At 69.6% G+C, this 18458-nt stretch carries 17 protein-coding genes; 6 read left to right on the top strand and 11 right to left on the bottom strand.

The window, feature by feature from the left end; genetic code table 11:
* Positions 1–163 precede the first annotated feature (163 nt).
* The 5 genes from ACIRFH_RS11930 to ACIRFH_RS11950 all read right to left on the bottom strand — a co-directional run bounded on the left by ACIRFH_RS11930 (position 164) and on the right by ACIRFH_RS11950 (position 6234).
* On the bottom strand, positions 164–1018 hold the full coding sequence (locus ACIRFH_RS11930; protein WP_403519404.1) for an alpha/beta fold hydrolase: 855 nt from the start codon (positions 1016–1018) through the stop codon (positions 164–166).
* 130 nt (positions 1019–1148) lie between these two features.
* On the bottom strand, positions 1149–1874 hold the full coding sequence (locus ACIRFH_RS11935; RefSeq protein ID WP_403519406.1) for an alpha/beta fold hydrolase: 726 nt from the start codon (positions 1872–1874) through the stop codon (positions 1149–1151).
* Positions 1875–2031: 157 nt separating this feature from the next.
* Entirely contained in the window at positions 2032–2907 is an 876-nt protein-coding gene (locus tag ACIRFH_RS11940) for an alpha/beta fold hydrolase (protein ID WP_403519408.1), read from the bottom strand.
* Positions 2908–3331: 424 nt separating this feature from the next.
* Positions 3332–3817, bottom strand: a complete 486-nt coding sequence (locus ACIRFH_RS11945) for a DUF1269 domain-containing protein (protein ID WP_403519410.1) — start codon at positions 3815–3817, stop codon at positions 3332–3334.
* A gap of 122 nt (positions 3818–3939) precedes the next feature.
* Positions 3940–6234, bottom strand: a complete 2295-nt coding sequence (locus ACIRFH_RS11950) for an ATP-binding protein (RefSeq protein WP_403519412.1) — start codon at positions 6232–6234, stop codon at positions 3940–3942.
* Between the two features lie 315 nt (positions 6235–6549).
* Between ACIRFH_RS11950 and ACIRFH_RS11955 the strand changes: the two genes are divergently transcribed.
* A complete protein-coding gene (locus ACIRFH_RS11955) occupies positions 6550–6819 on the top strand; it encodes a DUF2630 family protein (RefSeq protein ID WP_403519414.1) in 270 nt (89 codons plus the stop codon).
* On the opposite strand, the gene ACIRFH_RS11960 is transcribed toward ACIRFH_RS11955, so the two are convergent.
* Together ACIRFH_RS11960 and ACIRFH_RS11965 are read right to left on the bottom strand one after the other, a co-directional pair.
* Positions 6807–9137: an ATP-binding protein gene (locus ACIRFH_RS11960; protein ID WP_403519416.1), complete on the bottom strand. Its 2331-nt coding sequence runs from the start codon at positions 9135–9137 to the stop codon at positions 6807–6809. The two genes, ACIRFH_RS11955 and ACIRFH_RS11960, sit on opposite strands and share 13 nt — an antisense overlap.
* A 156-nt stretch (positions 9138–9293) precedes the next feature.
* Complete coding sequence (locus tag ACIRFH_RS11965; protein ID WP_403519418.1) at positions 9294–9719, bottom strand: SsgA family sporulation/cell division regulator; 426 nt, start codon at positions 9717–9719, stop codon at positions 9294–9296.
* Positions 9720–9945: 226 nt separating this feature from the next.
* On the opposite strand from ACIRFH_RS11965, the gene ACIRFH_RS11970 reads away from it, so the two are divergent.
* Both ACIRFH_RS11970 and ACIRFH_RS11975 read left to right on the top strand, forming a co-directional pair.
* Complete coding sequence (locus ACIRFH_RS11970; protein WP_403519420.1) at positions 9946–11688, top strand: pyruvate dehydrogenase; 1743 nt, start codon at positions 9946–9948, stop codon at positions 11686–11688.
* Positions 11689–12048: 360 nt separating this feature from the next.
* Positions 12049–13047: a helix-turn-helix domain-containing protein gene (locus ACIRFH_RS11975; RefSeq protein ID WP_403519422.1), complete on the top strand. Its 999-nt coding sequence runs from the start codon at positions 12049–12051 to the stop codon at positions 13045–13047.
* A gap of 67 nt (positions 13048–13114) precedes the next feature.
* Here the strand turns inward: ACIRFH_RS11975 and ACIRFH_RS11980 are convergent, their stop codons facing one another.
* A complete protein-coding gene (locus ACIRFH_RS11980) occupies positions 13115–13240 on the bottom strand; it encodes a hypothetical protein (RefSeq protein ID WP_403519424.1) in 126 nt (41 codons plus the stop codon).
* A gap of 120 nt (positions 13241–13360) precedes the next feature.
* Between ACIRFH_RS11980 and ACIRFH_RS11985 the strand changes: the two genes are divergently transcribed.
* Positions 13361–13594 (top strand): hypothetical protein, encoded by a 234-nt coding sequence (locus tag ACIRFH_RS11985; RefSeq protein WP_403519425.1) that lies wholly within the window; start codon positions 13361–13363, stop codon positions 13592–13594.
* A gap of 24 nt (positions 13595–13618) precedes the next feature.
* Here ACIRFH_RS11985 and ACIRFH_RS11990 read toward each other — a convergent pair whose 3' ends face one another.
* Complete coding sequence (locus ACIRFH_RS11990; RefSeq protein WP_403519427.1) at positions 13619–15019, bottom strand: MFS transporter; 1401 nt, start codon at positions 15017–15019, stop codon at positions 13619–13621.
* Positions 15020–15174: 155 nt separating this feature from the next.
* On the opposite strand from ACIRFH_RS11990, the gene ACIRFH_RS11995 reads away from it, so the two are divergent.
* Complete coding sequence (locus ACIRFH_RS11995) at positions 15175–15708, top strand: winged helix-turn-helix transcriptional regulator (protein WP_403519429.1); 534 nt, start codon at positions 15175–15177, stop codon at positions 15706–15708.
* A 24-nt stretch (positions 15709–15732) separates the two neighbouring features.
* Here ACIRFH_RS11995 and ACIRFH_RS12000 read toward each other — a convergent pair whose 3' ends face one another.
* The gene (locus ACIRFH_RS12000; protein ID WP_403519431.1) at positions 15733–15864 is read right to left on the bottom strand and encodes a hypothetical protein; all 132 of its coding nucleotides are present in this window, start codon (positions 15862–15864) and stop codon (positions 15733–15735) included.
* A gap of 122 nt (positions 15865–15986) precedes the next feature.
* On the bottom strand, positions 15987–16337 hold the full coding sequence (locus ACIRFH_RS12005) for a UBP-type zinc finger domain-containing protein (RefSeq protein ID WP_403519433.1): 351 nt from the start codon (positions 16335–16337) through the stop codon (positions 15987–15989).
* A gap of 352 nt (positions 16338–16689) precedes the next feature.
* Between ACIRFH_RS12005 and ACIRFH_RS12010 the strand changes: the two genes are divergently transcribed.
* The gene (locus ACIRFH_RS12010) at positions 16690–18030 is read left to right on the top strand and encodes a CHASE3 domain-containing protein (RefSeq protein WP_403519435.1); all 1341 of its coding nucleotides are present in this window, start codon (positions 16690–16692) and stop codon (positions 18028–18030) included.
* The last annotated feature ends 428 nt before the right edge of the window (positions 18031–18458 follow it).

The following is an 18458-nucleotide window of genomic DNA, read 5'->3' on the forward strand; positions in this document are numbered from 1 at the left end:
GCGGTGTTCCTTTCTTCGGGCCGGTGCCGCCCGGTCACCGCCGAGTCGGCGGTGACCGGGCGGCAGTGCCATGTCGTCGTCAGAACGGGACCGTCGCGGCCGTGGACGGACCGCGGTGGTGCGGCGGGACGCGCGTGGGCGTCCCGCTTCGGCCGGGCCTTGCTCAGCGTCCGGCGCGGCAGGCGTGCGCGGCCTGGTCGAGCAGGTCGGCCACCGGACGCGGGTCGCTCACCGCGACCGCGTGCGGAGCGGAGACGGTGACCGTGTGGGCCTTGGCGCGCGAGGCCATCCACCGCTGCGCCTTCGGCGGGATGTTGCGGTCCTCGGTGGCGATGAGGTACCAGGTGGGCAGGTTCTTCCAGGCCGCCGCGGTGGCGGGCTCGTTCAGTGCCGCCACCGTGATCGGACGCTGGCCCACCGCCATCGTCCGGGCCGTGGTGCGGTCGACGCCCGCGGCGAACTGCTGCGGGAACAGGTCCTGCCGGATGACCAGTTCGTCGCCCTGCCCGCCGCCGGCCAGCGGGTACTTCTGGACCACGGTGGTCGGGGCCAGGGAGCTGCCGGGGTACTTGTCGCTGAGCGCGGCGGCGCTCTCGCCGACGTCCGGGACGAAGGCCGCGATGTAGACCAGGCCCTTGACCTGGGCGTAGCCAACCGCGGCCCGGCTGATGACGGAACCGCCGTAGGAGTGCCCGGCCAGCAGGACCGGGCCCTCGATGCTGTCGAGGACGCTGCGTATGTACGCGGCGTCGCCGGCCACGCTTCTCAACGGGTTCGGCGGGACCACGACACGGTGGCCCTTGCGCTGGAGCCGCTGCACCACGGGGGTCCAGCTGGAGGCGTCGACGAAGGCGCCGTGCACCAGCACGATGGTGGGGAGGTCCCCCCGGCTCGTGGAGGTGCCGGTGGCGGACGGCGTCTGCGCCGGGGCCGCGTGGGCGATCGCGGTGGCGCCCAGGGCGGCGGCCCCGGCCACCATGGACACGGTCACGGTGCGGCGCGGAATCGAGGCGTTCATCGTTCTCTTTCTGCTCGTGGCTGCCCGCCCGCCGGGCGGACGGCCTCACGCCACGGCCGTGACCGTGCCGGGAGGCGGCCCGGCGGGAAGGACCGTCTGAGAGGTACTGCTGGTGGTCTCGGGGACCGGTCTACTTGGAGGTGGCCTCGATGGCTTCCTCGATGAAGGCGACGACCCGCTTGGGATGGGCGAGCATGACCAGGTGCGAGGAGTCGACCTCGATGGTGGTCATGCCGGCGCGCTTGTAGCCGAAGCGCTCCACGTCCGGGTTGATGGTGTGGTCGGAGGAGGACACCAGGCCGAAGGACGGCTTGGTCTTCCACGCGGCGGCCGGGGCGGCGTCGGCGAAAGCCTGCGCGGCCAGCGGACGCTGCGAGACCGCCAGCACCTTCGCCAGCTCGGGGTCCACGTCGGCGGCGAAGATCGCCGGGAACTTGTCGACCTGCACCGACACGTCCGTGCCCGGCGTGTCCGAACCCTCGATCGGGAACGGCGTGTAGACGAGTGCGGCGGCCAGGTCGGAGTCGGGGAAGCCGCCCTGCAGCTCGCCGAGGCTCTCGCCTTCCTCCAGGGCGTAACCCGACAGGTAGACCAGCGCCTGGACGTTGTCCTCCACACCGGCCACCGTGATCACGGCGCCTCCGTAGGAGTGGCCCACCAGGACGACCGGGCCCTCGATCTGGCGCACGACGGAGGCCACGTACGCCGCGTCCCCGATCAGGCTGCGGTTGGGAACGGCCGGGGCCACGACCTTCAGACCGCGCTTCAGCAGCTCGGGGATCACGGCGGAGTAGCTGGACGCGTCCGCGAACGCGCCATGCACCAGGACGACGGTCGGCTTTTCGGAACGGGACATGTTCTGACTCGTTTCTTTTTGCTCAAGGAAATGATGATCGGCTGAACGATCAGGCTGAAAGGAAATCTAACGGCGGCACATGAGGGGAAGTTGTCTCCACGCGTCTCGCTCCTTGCTCAGGAGCGCTGCCTTCCCGCCACGCGCGACGGCGGAACGGTCAGCCGTTCCAGCCCTCCAGGAAGGCCAGCAGCTCTGCGTTGACGACCTCGGGCTTCTCCTCCTGGCAGAGGTGCCCGCACTCGGGGATCGCCACGCCGCGGACGTCGCGCGCCATGCCCTTCCAGACGTCCAGGACGTCGTACGCCTGGCCGACGGCACTGAAGTCCTCGCCCCAGATCGTCAGCACAGGGCAGTCGATGGGCCGGTCCTCGTCCTCGCGGTCCTGGGCCACGTCCTGGGCGGCCGCGCGGTAGTCCATGCACGAACCGCGGACCGCTCCCGGCTGCCGGTAGGCACGGACGTAGACGTCGATCTCCTCGGCCGACAGCATCTCCGGGTTGTAGGACCAACTGCGGTAGAAGTGCGTCAGCCACGCCTCCTCGTTGCCCGCGATGAGCGCCTCGGGCAGGTCGGGGACCTGGAGGAAGGTGAAGAACCAGTAGCCGGCTCGGGCCATGGCCACGTCGTAGGTGTCGGCGATGACCCGGGTCGGGATGTTGTCCATGGCGACGAACCGGTCGACGCGGTCGCGGAAGTCCTTCGCGAAGCGCGTCCCCACGCGCGCCCCCCGGTCATGACCGATCAAGGCGATCCTGTCGTGGCCCAGGTGACGCATCAGGGCGAGGGTGTCATGGGCCATCGTGCGCTTGTCGTAGCCGGACGCCGGCTTCTCGGTGTCCCCGTACCCGCGGAGGTCGGGCGCGATGACCGTGTACTTCTCCGCCAGGACCGGAATCTGCTTGCGCCAGCCGTACCAGGTCTCCGGGAAACCGTGCAGCAGGTAGACCGGAGGGCCCTGCCCCGCACTCACCCAGTGCTGGTTGATTCCGTTGAGCGTCGCGGTGTGATGCGTGATGTCGGTCGGAACTGTCATGCTGACTCGCAGATGTCAGAGGGACGGGAACTCTTGACCTGGAACGTCGAGGCAGACATGCCTCACCCCTGTCGGTGACGAACCGGTCACACTGCGGTCGAGTCTGCACACGGTCCCGATGCGGCGCTTGTCCGCATGCGCACGGCCTCTGTTCCTTCTGTGCCACCATCCCTGCCATCAACGGGTCAGGCGGAGGCACGCGCCAAACGCTCTTTGCACTGCCTCGACCTGACCAACTCGCCTTTGCCATAACAAATTGCTGCTCGCGCGAATAATTCTTCAACAGAGCGGGAAGGCAGGCGAATCTTCGGGTGAACTCCTCGTCTCCCCGATCCCAGCCTTGCGGCAACGTGCGTCAAGGGCCGCCGAACGCCCTGCAGCGTTGAGCGACCCTCTCGGATCCCGCGCCTGCCGCGGAGGCCGTTCAGCCTTCGAACACCTCGCGCAGGCGCGCTTCCTGCTCCCGGTCGAGGTTGGAGCGGATCAACTCCGCGTGCTCAGAGGGCAACGCCTCCTTCACCCGGTCGAGCACCTCGTCCCGGGTCAGCAGGAAGAGCGCGGAGGTCCCCTGGGTCACCTGTGACTTCACGGAATCGATGAAGTCGTCGTCGATACCCACGTCACTGAGTCTGCCGCCCAGTGCTCCGGCGGCGGCGCCTACGGCGGCACCCAGAAGCGGCATGAGGAAGATCAGACCGAAGAGCAGCCCCCAGAAGGAGCCGGACAGGGCTCCTGCTCCGACCAGATCGGTGAGCTGCTTCGTCTTGGGCTTCCTTGCTTCCGCCGGCCAGCTCACAGTGGCGGCGTCGAGCACGGTGATCAGCTCCTGCTTCTGCAGGGCGAGCAGCTTCTCCTCCACCTGCTGAGCACCGCGAGGCGCATCGAACATCCAGACCGTCAACGTGGCCATGAGTTTCCCTTTCGGAGTGGCTTCCGCCCCAGTAGAACGGCGGTGGCGTCGACACGACAGCCTCAACCGCACCCCCGTGCGGTCCTGGCTCACTGCCGTGCGCTGAGGGAAAGAAGGGCGCGTCAGGTCGCGTCGTCCAGGCGGTCGAGACGCTGGTGCGCGTCGGCGAGGACGTGCGGGTCGGCGTTGCCGCCGAGCGCCAGACAGGCCCGGAACGCCTCACGCGCCTCGTCCACTCGTCCCGCGGACAGCAGCACGTCTCCCAGGTGGAGCAGGTGCAGGCTCTTCACCGGGAGGTTACCGAGGCCGTCGCTGAGCCTCACCGCGTCATGTACGTACGCGACGGCCTCGTCCCACTGGTCGAGCAGCCCAAGACTTCTGCCCATTCCGGAGGTCACTCCGATGCGGGACGTCTCGGCGATGTACGGCTCGAGGAGTTCTCCGGACTCGTCCAGGAACGTCAGAATCCGCTGGAAAGCCTGAAGGGCAGCGGCGCCTTCTCCCTGCAGCAGGAGGTTGTGGGCGAAGCCGTGGCGGGCTTGGAGACTGCCGTGCGGATCGCCCACCGACGCGAACAGAGGAATGGCGCGGTTGTAGTACGCGGCTGCTTCCTCATGGAACTCCCTGACCCGTTGGGCCCAGCCCAGGTAGTAGTAGGCCCACGCCTGCTGCCGCGCGTCCTTCCCCCGCTCCGCCGCGGCCAGCGCTTCCCGGGCCACGGACAGGCCGTCCCCGGGACTGCCCTCGCAGACGATGAGGGTCCAGGCGTGGTAGTTCAACTGTGTGGCGCGTAGGACGTCGTCGCCCAGGGCCTGAGCGCTGCGAGCGGCGAGGCTGAAGACCTCGGTCCAGTGCCCCCAGAAGATCCACTGGTCCGAGAACCAGTGCAGGGACTCCGCCACCTCCACCACCAGCGCGTGCTCACCGGCGTCGGCCATGGCGCGCAGGGCGGCGAGCCAGTTGATGCCCTGGCTCTGCAGCCACTGCCGGGCCTGGTCGGCGCAGGAGAGGTCGACCAGCCCCTGCCGATCCGCCGGTGGTGCCCCGTGGCCCGGCTCGAACCAGCGTCCGGCGACGATGGTCGTCTCCAGCAGCCAGCGGTACAGATCCGTCCGGAGCCGCTCGGCTCGTTCCGCGCCCTCCTCGGTCGCAAGTCGGTCGCCGGCGTAGTACCGGAGCAGGTCGTGCAGCCTGAAGCGGTCGCCGTGCGTGCCGAGCAGACCCGTCTCCACCAACTCGTCGAGGATGTCCTCGGCGCTCGGCAGATCCCGCCCCAGCAGTCGCGCGGCACAGGCCGATCCCGCGTCGGGCCCCGGCACCAGGGACAGCCTCCGGAACAGCCGGGCCGCGTCGGGGGTCAGCTGCTGGTACGACAGGTCGAAGGCGACCGACACCTTCCTGTCTCCGGCGACCAGGGCCTCCAGACGGCGCCCGTCCACGGCGAGCCGGTCGGCGAGACGCCGCACCGACCATCCGGTCCGGGTCGCCAGCCAACTGCCGGCCACCCGAAGGGCCAGTGGAAGGTAACCGCACTGCCGGGCCACCTCGCTCAGTGCCGAGGGTTCACGCGCGGCGCGATCCTCACCGATCATGGCGGTCAGGAAGGCGATGGCCTCGTCGGGAGCCAGCTCGCCCAGCCTGATCCGGTGCACGTCGCGCAGCCCGGTGAGCACCCGTCGGCTGGTCACCAGCACCATCGCGCGCCCGCGGGCGGGGATCAGCGGCCGTACCTGGGCCTCATCACGTGCGTTGTCGAAGATCAGCAGACAGCGCCGGTCGGCGAGGAGGTCCTCGTAGAGGGCGGCATGCCCGTGCGGTCCGGCCTTCATCAGCTCCGAGTCGGCGACGTGGAACCCCTTGAGCACGCCCAGCATCAGTTCCGCGGGGGACGGGGGGCTTTCGTCCATGCCCCGCAGGTCCAGCATCATCTGTCCATCGGGGAAGGACTCCGCCAGTTCCTGGGCCGCGTGCAGGGCGAGCGCGGTCTTCCCCATGCCGGGCGGACCGGACACGGTCATCACCACCGGCCCGGGACCACTGCTCGAAGGGGCGGTGGTGCCCGCCTCGCTCCCTGTCGGCCCCGCTGCCAACGTGGTCAGCGTTTCCAGCTCATCGCGACGTCCGACGAAGTCGCCGGCACCCCTTGGGAACGTGTGAACCGATACGGGTGCCGACTCGTCGACGCGCCCCGCACGTGCGGCCGCCAAGAGCCGGTCGTGCTGCTCCGCGTCCAGTCGCAGGCCGTCGGCCAGGGCGGCAACTGTACGCCGCTGCGGGGCCGCGCGGCGCCCGCGCTCCAGGTCTCCGATGCCCCGGACGCTCACGCCCGACGCCTCGGCGAGGCCCTCCAAGGTCAGGAAGGCGTCCAGCCGCAGTTGTCGCAGCAGCGCTCCGAAGTCCTCTCCCCCGCCGTTCACCGCGCCTTCCTCCCGTGCTCCGTGCCGTGGTCAGGCACTCGGGAGCGCGCTGAGACGGGAGGTGCTGACCGACATACACCCGCTGACACGGACCAAGGGCCCGTTTCTCAAGTTTAGCCTCCGCCGCTCTTGCGTGGCCTCACCCTCACCACCGTGGTGATCAGCGGCCTACGCACGGAACCTGCGCCTCAGTGCCCTTCGTTTTCCGCTCCGTGCACGACCGGCCGCCTGGCGCGGCGGGGGGAGCCGAACCGCGTCAGGCTCGTGCCACCGGCGGTCACCGCCCCACTCACCCCTCGGCAGGAAGAAGCAGGGATGTCGGAACAACGCACGAGAACGACGACTGACACGAAGCTCCTCGGCCGGATCGCGGAGATGATCGGCGAAGAGAGACAGCTGCGCGAGGCGCTCGCGGCCGGCGGTGTCGACCGGACGACGGAGCACGGCCGTCTGGTCCGCCTGGAGGCTGAACTCGACCAGTGCTGGGATCTTCTACGGCAGCGCCGCGCGCGCATGGCGGCCGGTGAGGACCCGGAGGAGGCCCGCGTGCGACCGATCGCACAGGTGGAGCGCTACCTGTCCTGAGGTGCGGTCGGGCTGCCCCCGTTGCTCGTGCGGGCATCCAGGGACGCGATCAGCGCGGCGGCCTCCCGAGCGGCATCAGGGTCCGCGTAGGGCCCCAGGGAGACCAGGCGGCTCAGGGACTCCCGCGCCTCCGCCGCACGCCCCATGCGGAGCAGTAGTTCACCGAGTTGCTGGAGGGATCGGCTCTCCAGCCCGATGTTGCCGGTGCGGTGGCTGATGTCGACGGACTGGCGCATGTGGGCGACGGCTTCCTGAGTCCGGCCGAGACTCTCGCAGCTGCGCGCCAGCCCCGAATGGCAGCCCGCCCGCGCGAACTCCGCGGCATGCGGCTCGATGCGGTCACCCGCCGTCTCCAGGAAGTCCAGCGCGCGGCGGTAGGCGCCGATCGCTTCTTCGCCGCGACCGGAGTCGGTGAGGATCAAGGCCACTCCGTGCAGGGCGGTGAGGCTTCCCTGCGGGTCCTGCGCCGCCTCGAAGAGGTGCCCCGCCCGGCTCATGTGCTCGGCCGCCGTCTCGTACTCGGCGAGTTTGCGGTGCGCCCACCCCTGGTAGAAGTGCGCCCACGCCTGCTGGCTGGTGTCACCGGCCTGCCGGGCGAGGGCCAGGGCCCGCACTGAGTGGGTGAGGCTGTCGCGGTAGCGCCCTTGGCACAGCAGCCTCGCCCAGGCGAGGTAGTTGAGGTGGGTCGCCCGCAGAGCCGGGTCTCCGAGTACCTCCGCGCTGGCGGCGGCCATGCCGAAGACCTCGGGCCAGTACCCCCAGTAGATCCACTGGTCCGAGAACCAGTGCAGGGACTCGGCCACCTCCACCACCAACGCGTGCCTGCCCGACTGGCCGGCCGCGCGGAGTGCGGCCAGCCAGTTCGCGCCCTCGTCCTGGAGCCAGGCGCGGCCTCTGTCCGCGGAGGAGAGGTCGACGTCCCCGTTCGGGGTGCCGGACGGGGCACCGGCCCTCGGCTCGAACCACCGGCCGGCCACGATCGCGGTCCGCAGCAGCCAGTCGCGGAGTGCGGCCCGTGCCTCGGCCTTGTCCTGCGCGTCCTCCTCGGCGTCCAGTCTGGCCTGCGCGTACAGCCTCAGCAGGTCATGCATCCGGTAGCGATCGCGTTCGACACCCAGCAGACCCGCCTCCACCAGCTCCTCCAGGGTGTCCTCGGCGTCGAAGAAGGTGTGGCCGCACAGCTGGGCCGCTCCGGCGGCGGAGACGTCGGTGCCGGGGACGAGGGCGAGTCGGCGGAACATGCGGGCGGCCGGTGCGCTGAGCTGGCGGTAGGACAGGTCGAAGGCCGCGGAGACCTCCAGGCCCCCGGCCGTCAGCGTCCTCAGGCGCTCCTCGTCGGGCGCCAGCCGCTCCTCGAGCCGTGCCACCGGCGCGGTCCTGTTCACAGCGAGCCAACTGCCGGCCAGGCGCAGGGCGAGTGGAAGGTGGCCGCAGTACTGGGCGATCTTGTCGAAAGCGGCGTTGTCGTCGGCCCGCTCGTCGCCCACCAGCGTCGACAGCAGCGCCGTGGCCTCGTGCCTGTCGAGTCCGTCCAGGCCGAGATGGTGCACGCCTTCCAGGCCGGTCAGCATGCGCCGGCTGGTCACCACCACGATCCCCGTACCGGAACCGGGCAGCAGGGGGCGCACCTGCGCCTCGTCCCGGGCATTGTCGAGGACGAGCACGAACCGTCGTTGTGCGAGCGTCTGCCGGTACAGGTGGACATGCCCCTCCGGGCCCGCGTTCGCCACTTTCCGGTCGGCCACCCGCAGTGCGCGCAGTACCCCCAGCATCAACGCCGCGGGCGTCGGCGGCTCGGCATCGAGCCCCCGCATGTCCACCACTACCTGGGCGTCAGGGAAGTGTTCGGTGAGCCGACGGGCCGCTTGGAGCGCCAGCGTCGTCTTGCCCATCCCCGGCGGCCCGGACACCACAACCGTCGGCGGTCCATTGGGGTCCGTCCTCCCTTCCCTGCCTCGGGCCGCCCGCCTGTCCGCGACCCGCCTCGCGATCCCGGTCAGGTAGGCGAGTTCCCGTTCCCGTCCGACGAAGTCGGTAACACCTCGGGGCACGACCTGCACACCGACCGGGGTGTACCCGTCGCTGCGCCCGGCTCGGGCCGCGCTCAACAGGCGCTGCCGCTGCGGGCCGGTCAGCCGCAGACCCTCGGCGAGCGCGTTCACCGTGCGCCGCTGCGGTGCCGCGCGCCTTCCGCGTTCGAGTTCCCCGATACCGCGCACACTGACGCCGGATGCCTCTGAAAGCCCCTCAATGGTCATCGATGCCGTCCGACGCAGCTCCCGGAGAAGTGCGCCGAAACTCGGCTCGTCCTGTGTCATCGCCTCTGAGCCCACAGCCGCCACAATTGGAGTAGGTCCCGCACCGACAGGCGGTCAGCCTACTGTCGTCGGCACGGACACCTGGGTGCAGGGTGGAGCGACATGCTATGCGGCACCTGTGCCGGAACGCCACGGCGGTGGTCCTGCCGGAAGGGATCAGTCGCTGCGACCCGTGAGCTGGGCCAGTCCACTGTCGACATCGACATACGCGCTTTCCGTGCCAGATGGCACCAGTACATCGGTGTCCGCCAGGAAGCACGAGACCTTCGACGCCGGAAGTTCTATCAGGGCGGCACCGGCGCGGGAGCGCAGGACGACACGCATGATGTCCGGCAGGCAGCGGTGCCGGGGAAAGACCAGGACGTCCCCGATTCCCGCCGGCCGGCGCAGTCCTTCGGCAAGCAGCTCACGCGCGAAAACCCAGACGACCGGCCTCGCATCCGGCGCCCCCAGAAGAAGCCGAACCGCATACGGGTCTTCTCGGCCGTAATGGAGTCGCGCGGGCAAGGGAACCCGTCGGTCTTCCGAAACACTGACGAGCGCCGGAACGTCACACACGATGGGAACAGAGGGTTGACTCATCGGTTCTCCTCGAGAAACTGCAGAGTGTCATTCGGACGCGACAGCTTAAAAAGCCGTACGTGCAATGCCTTGCCACTGAGCGCATGCGTCGTTGCCGTTCGAAGAACGAATACCGGACACAATTCCGCCGCAGTGCGCTATCGGTGTCCACGCCGTGCGCTGAAGAGCAACACGGCGGAGCGCCCCCCGCCTAACGTGGCCGCGCCCGAACAACCCGAGGAGTCCCGTGGCCAAGCAGAGCATTGCCGAGCAGTACGTCGATCTACTGGCCCGCGCGGGCGTACAGCGTGTGTACGGCGTGGTGGGCGACAGTCTGAATCCCGTGGTCGACGCCATTCGGCGGCACGACGCCCTGGACTGGATCCAGGTCCGGCACGAGGAGGTGGCCGCTTTCGCCGCCGGCGCCGAAGCACAGCTCACCGGCCGGCTGGCCGCCTGCGCGGGCTCCTGCGGTCCGGGCAACCTGCACCTCATCAACGGCCTGTTCGACGCGCACCGGTCGATGGCCCCCGTCCTCGCACTGGCCGCGCAGATACCGAGTGGTGAGATCGGCACCGGTTACTTCCAGGAGACCCACCCCGACCGTTTGTTCGAGGAGTGCAGTCACTACTCCGAACTGATCTCCTCGCCCCGTCAGATGCCCCGGGTGGTGCAGACGGCGATCCAGCACGCGGTGGGGCGGCGGGGAGTGTCGGTGGTGGCGCTCTCCGGGGACGTGGCGGACGAGGAGGCTCCGAACGAGGGGACCGAGCCGGCGATTCCGCTGGACCTGCCCGCTGTCCGCCCGGCCGATCACGAGGTGTCCCGGCTGCGGGAGATGGTGGACGCCGCCGAGAGGGTGACCCTGTTCTGCGGACGCGGGGTGGCTGGCGCCCACGCCGAGGTGATGGCCTTCGCCGAGAAGATCAAGGCTCCGGTAGGCCACGCGCTGCGCGGCAAGGAGCACATCCAGTACGACAATCCCTACGACGTCGGCATGTCCGGTCTGCTGGGCTACGGTGCCGCTTACGAGGCGATGCACGAGGCCGACCTTCTGATCCTGCTGGGTACGGACTTTCCGTACTCGAACTTCCTGCCGCGGCATGTGAAGACCGTGCAGGTCGACCTGCAGCCCGAGCGGCTGGGCCGGCGCACCTCGCTGGACCTCGCGGTGTGGGGTGATGTCCGCGAGACACTGAGGTGCTTGACTCCCGCGGTACGTGAGAAGCAGTCCCGGCGGTTTCTCGACCGCATGCTGCACCGGCACGTCCACGCGCTGGAGAAGGCGGTCGGGGCCTACACCCACAACGTCGAGAGGCTCTCCCCCATCCACCCGGAATACGTGGCTTCGGTGCTGGACGAGGAGGCGGCGGACGACGCGGTGTTCACCGTGGACACCGGGATGTGCTGTGTCTGGGCAGCCCGTTACCTCACTCCGAACGGGCGTCGCCGCATTCTCGGCTCCTTCGTGCACGGCTCCATGGCCAACGCCCTGCCGCAGGCGATCGGTGCCCAGTTCCTCGACCGCCGGCGGCAGGTGGTGTCCCTCTCCGGCGACGGCGGATTCTCCATGCTGATGGGGGACTTCCTGACCGCGGTGCAGTACGGCCTGCCGGTGAAGGTGGTCGTCTTCAACAACTCGTCCCTGGGCATGGTCGACCTGGAGATGATGGTCGACGGTCTGCCGCCGCACGGCACCGGGTACCCGCACACCGACTATGCGGCGATCGCCACCGCCACGGGCGCGCGCGGCATCCGTGTGGAGGCCGCGGCCGACGTGCGCGGCGCACTGCGTGAGGCGTTCGCACACGACGGGCCGGTGCTGGTCGACGTGGTCACCGATCCCGACGCGCTCGCCGTTCCCCCGAAGACGTCCGTCGAGCAGGTCAGTGGCTTCGCCCTGTCCGCGAGCCGCACCATCCTTGCCGGCGGTGTGGGCCGCATGATGCACCTGGCGCGCACCAACCTGCGCAACATCCCGCGGCCCTAGACGCCGACGGCCGACTCCGTCGCAAGCAGTCCCCCCTCCCCCGCTTCTCCGCCCGGACGCGGTGTCCGCCCCGCCGGTGGACGCCGCGCCGGCATCCGCGACGCCGCCTGCTCACCGTCGCTTTCTGCCTGCGATGTGCCTGGAGCCGACATCGGTGCACTGATTGGCTGGTCAGGGCGGGGAACCGGGCCGCAGAGCCGCTGTCCGGCTCCCGTCGTGACGCGTCGCGCGCGACGGGACTTCCGCACTTGCCCTGGGTGATGACCGTCGCCTCCACGAGGAGGCGGGCGTCCGCCCGGTCTGTGCGCGCTGCGACTCCAGAGTCTCCGCCCGTGGCAATGGGTTGGAGAGGAGTGCCGGATGAGTCCGGTGTTGATGACCTCGTCGGTACCCGACGAGAAAAGACTCGCTTACTGGCGCGACGCGGTGAACCGGGCGCTGGTCCCCGTGACCGTCGTGCCGCGTGACGAGAGAACCTTCACGGGGAGGATCACCACGGAGCACGTGGGGGCCCTGCGGGTCTCCGTCCTCGAAGCCGACGCGCACCGTGCCAAACGGACGCAGGCACACATCGCGCGGACGCCGGAACCGCTTGTGGTGGTCGGTGTCCAGATGACGGGCCGGACGGTACTCGTCCAGGAAGGCCGCCAGGCCACGGCGGCCCGGAACGACCTCTTCGTCTACGACACCTCCCGCCCGTACTTCCTCGACCACCCGGAGCGCTTCTCCACACGCGTGGTGCTCATCCCGCGCCGCTTGCTGGATCTGCCGGACGGGACGCTCAACAGTGTCAGCGGCGCCGTCATCGGCACGGACAGCGGATGCGCCGCGGTACTGAGACCCTTCCTCACCACCGTGACCGCCTCCGCCCACGTCTACTCGCCGTCCGCCACGGGCGGGCTGGCGAACGGGCTCATCGACCTCTTCTCCACTTTGGTGGCGGAGCAGGGCAGGGAGCTGACGACGGGCTCCGAGACCACACGGAAGCATCTCGTGCGACGCGTCCGCGAGTACATCGACCAGAACCTGGGGGATCCCGCCCTGTCACCGGATGCGGTGGCGAAGGCACAGCACATCTCGGTGCGGTATCTCCACCGTCTCTTCGAGGACGAGGGCATCACGGTCGGCCGTCTGATCCAGCGCCGCCGACTTGAGAAGTGCGCGCACGAACTGGCCCGTCACAGCCGCACGTCACCCACTGTGTCAGCCATTGCCCAACGCTGGGGCTTCGTCAATCCGACCCACTTCAGCCGGGTCTTCCGGGACGCCTACGGTCTCTCACCCCGCGCGTGGCGCACCGTGCGACTTCAGGCGCGTGACGATGCCCACCAGCAGGTCGGCGCGCGCTCTCCGTGGTGAGCGACTCCGCTCAGCCTCACCGGTGCGACGTCGAGTCGGCAGTGTCCGGTGCGTGCCCCGGGCCTGGTCACGGCAGCTGGGGAAAGGTGTGCTGCTCGGGGATTCCGTGGGTGGTATCCGCGGTGTGCCGCCCGGCAGCGTCGGTGAGAGCGGCGGGGTAGCCCGCGGAGACGACCACGGCCGGATCGGACACGTCCGCCGTGTGGTGCGGCGGGTGCTCCCGGAGAGCCCACTGCGGGAGGCACCGGTGACACCGAACAGCGGTTGCTCTCATGGGCCGTGACCGGTGCCGGGGACGCCGCGGGTGGGCCGGATGGTCAGCACGGCGGTCGGCGAGGAGTGCGGTGGGGGTGTGTCCGGCGCCCACGACCGGCAGCGCGGGGCGGCCGGCCGGAGCGATGTGGATGCCGCCGGGGTCATCGGCGGCCTCGGCACGGCTGTCGGGCGGCACTTCGGCGACCGGCACCGTGCCGACGGCGAATCGGACGCCCAGGCCGGACCCGCCGAGCGCCGTGGCGGTATGCGCCGGGAGATCGACGCGTCGTAGGGCCGTGTCCCTGGGACGAACTCCTCAACGGTCCGCCGTCACGCCGTCGTTCCGCTCCCGCAGAAGTGCCACACCGCCCGCCGCGGCCAGCGCCACGACCGCCGACACCACCATCGCCGTGTCCGCGCCCCGCGCGGTGCTTCCCGCCGACGCCGTGAGTGCGATCGTCAGAGCCACCCCGGCGCACGAGCCGATGTAACGGAAAGTCTGCTGCGCACCGGAGCCCATCGCGGCGCGGGTCGCCGGTACCGAGTCCACCGCCAGCAGCGGCAACGCGGCGTTGAGAAGACCGCTGCCGACGCCGGCCACGATCAGGCCGGGCAGCAGCCGCGGCCAGGAACCGGCGCCGATGGCACCCAGGAGCGCCAGTGTCCCGCCAGCGTGCAGGACAAAACCGAGAGCCAGTTGGTGGCGGGCCGATATGCGGCTGCCGAGGTGGCGGGCGAACAGGGCCACCAGGAACGAGAGTCCGGACCAGACGAGGAACAGCCATGCCGTACTGATCGGTGACAGCCCCAGCGCCTGTTGCAGCAGCGTCGGAAGGAAGCTGAACAGACCGATCACGGCGAGCCCGGTGAACAGCCCGCCGGCAGACGAGGCGAGGAAGAGCGGGCGCCGCAGCAGGGCCAGATCGATCATTGGAGTTGCGGCCCGTCGTTCCACCAGCACGAACAGCGCTGTGAGCAGCACTGCCACCGCCAGCAGCGCGATCACCGGCGCCCGCAGCCAGCCGTCCCGTCCCAGTGTCAGCGCTGCCACCAGGGCGACCAGGGCCGGTCCGAACGCCGCTGCCCCGGCGAGATCCGGCCGGCCCGCGCGCGAGGAGCGGGACTCCGTGAGGCCGCGGGCGCCGAGCGCGGCCACGACCAGCGCGGCGACGCCCAGCACACCGTACGCCAGGCGCCAGGAAGGCAGCGCGCCGGCGAGCAGTGGGCCCACCGCGATGCCGCCGCTGACGAACGCGCCCCATATGCCGGTCGCGTGCAACCGGCCGCGTGTGGTGGTGAAGGCGTGCACGATCAGCCCCAGGGCGCTCGCCAGAAGCGCCGCGCTCGCCGCGCCCTGGGCGATCCGGGCGAGGGTGAACAGCCAGGTCGACGGTGCGAGCGCGCCCAGGGCGGTTGTCAGCCCGAGGGCGAACGTGCCCCAGACGAAGACCCGGCGGCGGCCGTAGTCGTCGGCGAGGCTCCCCGCGACCAGGAGCAGGGCCGCGAGCCCGAGTGGGGTGCCGTTGAGCAGCCATGCCTGGGCGGACAGCGAAGTGTGCAGGTCTTCGGCGGTCTGGGGGAGCGTCACCATCGGCGCGGTGTACGTCATCAGGGCGAGCGCTGTGCCCGCGCTGGTCAAGGCGAGGGTGAGGCCTGCGCGCAGCGGTTTGGCTCTCGTCCGTGTGGCGACGCCGGGACCGCTCGTGGTGTCATTCACGACGTGTCTGTCCTTCCGGGCTCGCGCATGCACCGGTCGTGGCCGGGGCATGCGCCGGGCAGCAACAGTTCAATGAACGAACCATCAGGTGGGGAGGTTAGCACTGTAGATTCGTTCACTGAACCGATTAGGGGACGGCGATTACAGTGGGAGGCATGGCACTGGGCAAGGACTACACACAGCAGGAGTGCTCGATCGCCCGCGCGTTGGAGGTCGTCGGCGAACGGTGGACGCTGCTGGTGGTGCGTGACGCCCTGTACGGCGTCCGGCGTTACAACGACTTCCTGGTTCACCTCGGCATTCCGCGCGCTGTCCTCGCGAGCCGCCTGCAGACGCTCACCGCCGAGGGTGTCCTCGAAAAACGCCGGTACCAGGAGTCACCACCCCGGGACGAGTACGTCGTCACCGACCGCGGCATCGCCCTGTGGCCGGCCCTGCGCGCCCTGTCCACGTGGGGACGGGACAATTACGACGTCGCTCCACTGCGGATCTTCCGGCACGCCGGCTGCGGCACCGAGCTCGGACAGTACGGTGAGTGCCCCGCCTGCGGGGTTCCCGTTCCGGTGCCGGACGTCGAGATGCTGCCCGGCCCCGGGCTCGCCCCCGACCCGGCCGACCCGGTCAGCCGCGCGCTGCTGCAGCCCAAGCGGCTGCTGCAGCCCGTGGTCACCGAGCCGGCCAAGGACTGATCCGTCCATGGTCGGCCGCCCGGCTCACCGGGGAGCCGCGGTGCGGGCGTGCGCGGCGCGCGAGGAGGCCGGCAGATGGGTGCCGAGTATGACCAAGGAGAGGCCGACCACCCCGAGGACGAGGTAGGCGCTGTCCCCGGCGAAGCTGTCCCGCACGGCCCACCACAGCGCCGCCGTGCGCCGGAGACCGTGCGCCGCGCGCTGCCCTCGACGATCGCGGTCTTGCCCGTGTGAGGACATCGCGGCGGAGCGCACTTCAGCGGGACGTTGCGGAGAGATCAGCCGAGGCGGTCCGCCCAGTCGGTCGGCACCCGTCCCAGGGGGCCGGGAACGGGCTGATCGATCGGGTGGCTGCGGGGCGGGGCCAACAGCGGACCCGACTCGTACAGGGTGGAGGTGTCGTAGTCCCAGAACCAGCCCTCCCCCGGTTCGAAGCTCTGGATGATCGAGTGGCCACTCGTGCGGGCGTGCGCGGTGGCGTGCCGTGAGGGCGAGTCGTCACAGCAGCCGATGTGTCCACAGGTGGCACAGCGCCTCAGGTGGAACCACCACGCACCGGTGGCCTCGCACTCGACGCAGCCGGTGCCGCTGGGCGGAACATCGGGATCGATACCGGTCGGGGTGCTCATCGGGTCTCCCAGTGTCGTGATCGAGGGAAGGGGCCAAGACCGCGGAGCCGATGCCAACGAGGGCTCGTACCGAGAACCGGCCTCTTCCCCCTGAACCTAGATGCGATGCCGCCCCTGCGTTTTCCGGGAGCGCACCGGGCCCTGCCCGCAAGCGCACGTGATCGCAGGCTCATCCCGACAGGTCCACCTCAAAGCTCGACCTGCCCCTCAGAGCACACTTGTCCGATCACTCTTCTGTTCAGTTGTGAGCCCATTGCACACTCTTGTCTCAATCGACTTCACCGGTGGGCGGTCCATGAGAACGGCGCAGGAACACAGAAGCCAGCGATTGGGGCTGACGAGCCTCACGGTCGTGGCGAGCGGTCTGCTCGCCTTGCTGATCGGCGCAGGCTTCGCCGTCCTGCTGTGGGCGATCTCCGACGCCAACAGCTCCATCTCCGCCAGGCGCGCGTCTCGATCCGCTCTCGTCGAAGCCGGCACCATGGAGAAACTCCTCATAGACATGGAGACAGGGCAACGTGGCTACATCATCACCGAGCGTGAGGAGTTCCTCGCCCCGTGGCATGCGGCACGCGAAGCACTGCCCAAGGAGAGACAGCAGTTCACTGAGATGACGACCTCGCGGGACCAGCAGCGTGCCGCCGAGCGCATCGCGCGGGGAGTCGAGTCCTTCCTCTACGACTACTCGGTTCCTCTCGTCGACATGGCCCGTCGGGACGATCCTGCCGCTTCCGACTTCGAGCATGCCGCCAAGGGCAAGGAACTCATGGACGCCCTACGGCTGCAGTTCGACCATTACGTGGCGAACGAGCGTGTCCAACTGGACCAGCGGGAAGACGCCGCGAGAGCCAACAGCCATCAGGCAGTCGTTGCCGCCGCCATCGGGCTTGCGGCGTCGATCGGACTGGTGGCCATTTTCACTGTGCTGCAACACCGCGCCGTGGTGCGGCCTGTGCGCGGGGCAGCGGCGGCCGCGGAGAAACTGGCGGACGGTGACCTGACCGTACGGGTGCCGCCGAGCAGGGTGAAGGAAATCGGAACCTTGGGTACCTCCTTCAACAACATGGCCGCCTCGCTCCAAGGCAGCCGCCGACGCATCATGGAGAGCACCGCAGCCGTCCATCGGCGTACTGCCCGAGACCTGCATGACGGAGCGCAGCAGCGCCTGGTGAGCCTGATGATCGGGCTCCGGCTGGCACGGGAGATGCTTCCCGACACGGAGAAGGCCGTGACCGATCTACTGGACAAGTCGATCGACAACGCTCAGACGGCCGTCAACGAGCTGCGGGATCTGGCCACCGGAATATACCCGCTCGTGCTCACGGTGAAGGGCCTGGTAGCGGCAGTGAACGACCTGGCGCGCCGATGTGCGGTGCCCACGATCGTCGAGAGCAAGGACGAACGCAGGATCTCTCCGACCATCGAGTCGAACGCGTACTTCGTGGTGGCCGAGGCCGTCACCAACGCGGTCAAACACTCCCGGGCATCTCGTATCGACGTCCATGTCGAGTTCAGCGACATGCTGCGGATCAGGGTGGCCGATGACGGAATCGGCGGCGTCGGCAAGGCGACCGCCGGCAGTGGCATGACCGGACTGGCGGACCGAGTGGCGTCCTTCGATGGCGGGTTGGACATCGACTCCCCGCCCGGCGGCGGCACCGTCATCCGGATACAGATTCCGATACTCGACTGATTCCTCGCCCTCGTGAGCAATCGGCGCGAGGGTCACGAAGAGGAGCGCTGCCATCAGCAGACCAGCCGATGCCGTCATCGCGTTCACCATCTGCCGATCCACAGGCCGAACCAGGACACAGTGCTGATTCCGCCGTGCAGCAAGGCCGCACTCTGCAGGAGGGAAGCCAGGCCCCCTGCAGACAGCAGCCGGCACCGTCGTCGGCGCCCCGCACCCGCGTGCTGCGAGCAGTCACACGACTCCTTGAGCGGCCGTAGGCGCTCCAGAGAGTGCTCCGGTGGGCGCCAGGGCCGCATCCGAACGACGATCAACATGCCCCCCTGCAGTCGCGGTGAGTAGTGAGTCGGCCAGCACGGCCGCCCGCGCGAGGGTGCCACCGGGCCCGGCAACCGCCCGTATACCGGAACGCTCTCGGAAGCATCGGCGCT

The organism is Streptomyces sp. NPDC093586 (assembly GCF_044764905.1).
In the GTDB taxonomy this organism is placed as follows: domain Bacteria; phylum Actinomycetota; class Actinomycetes; order Streptomycetales; family Streptomycetaceae; genus Streptomyces.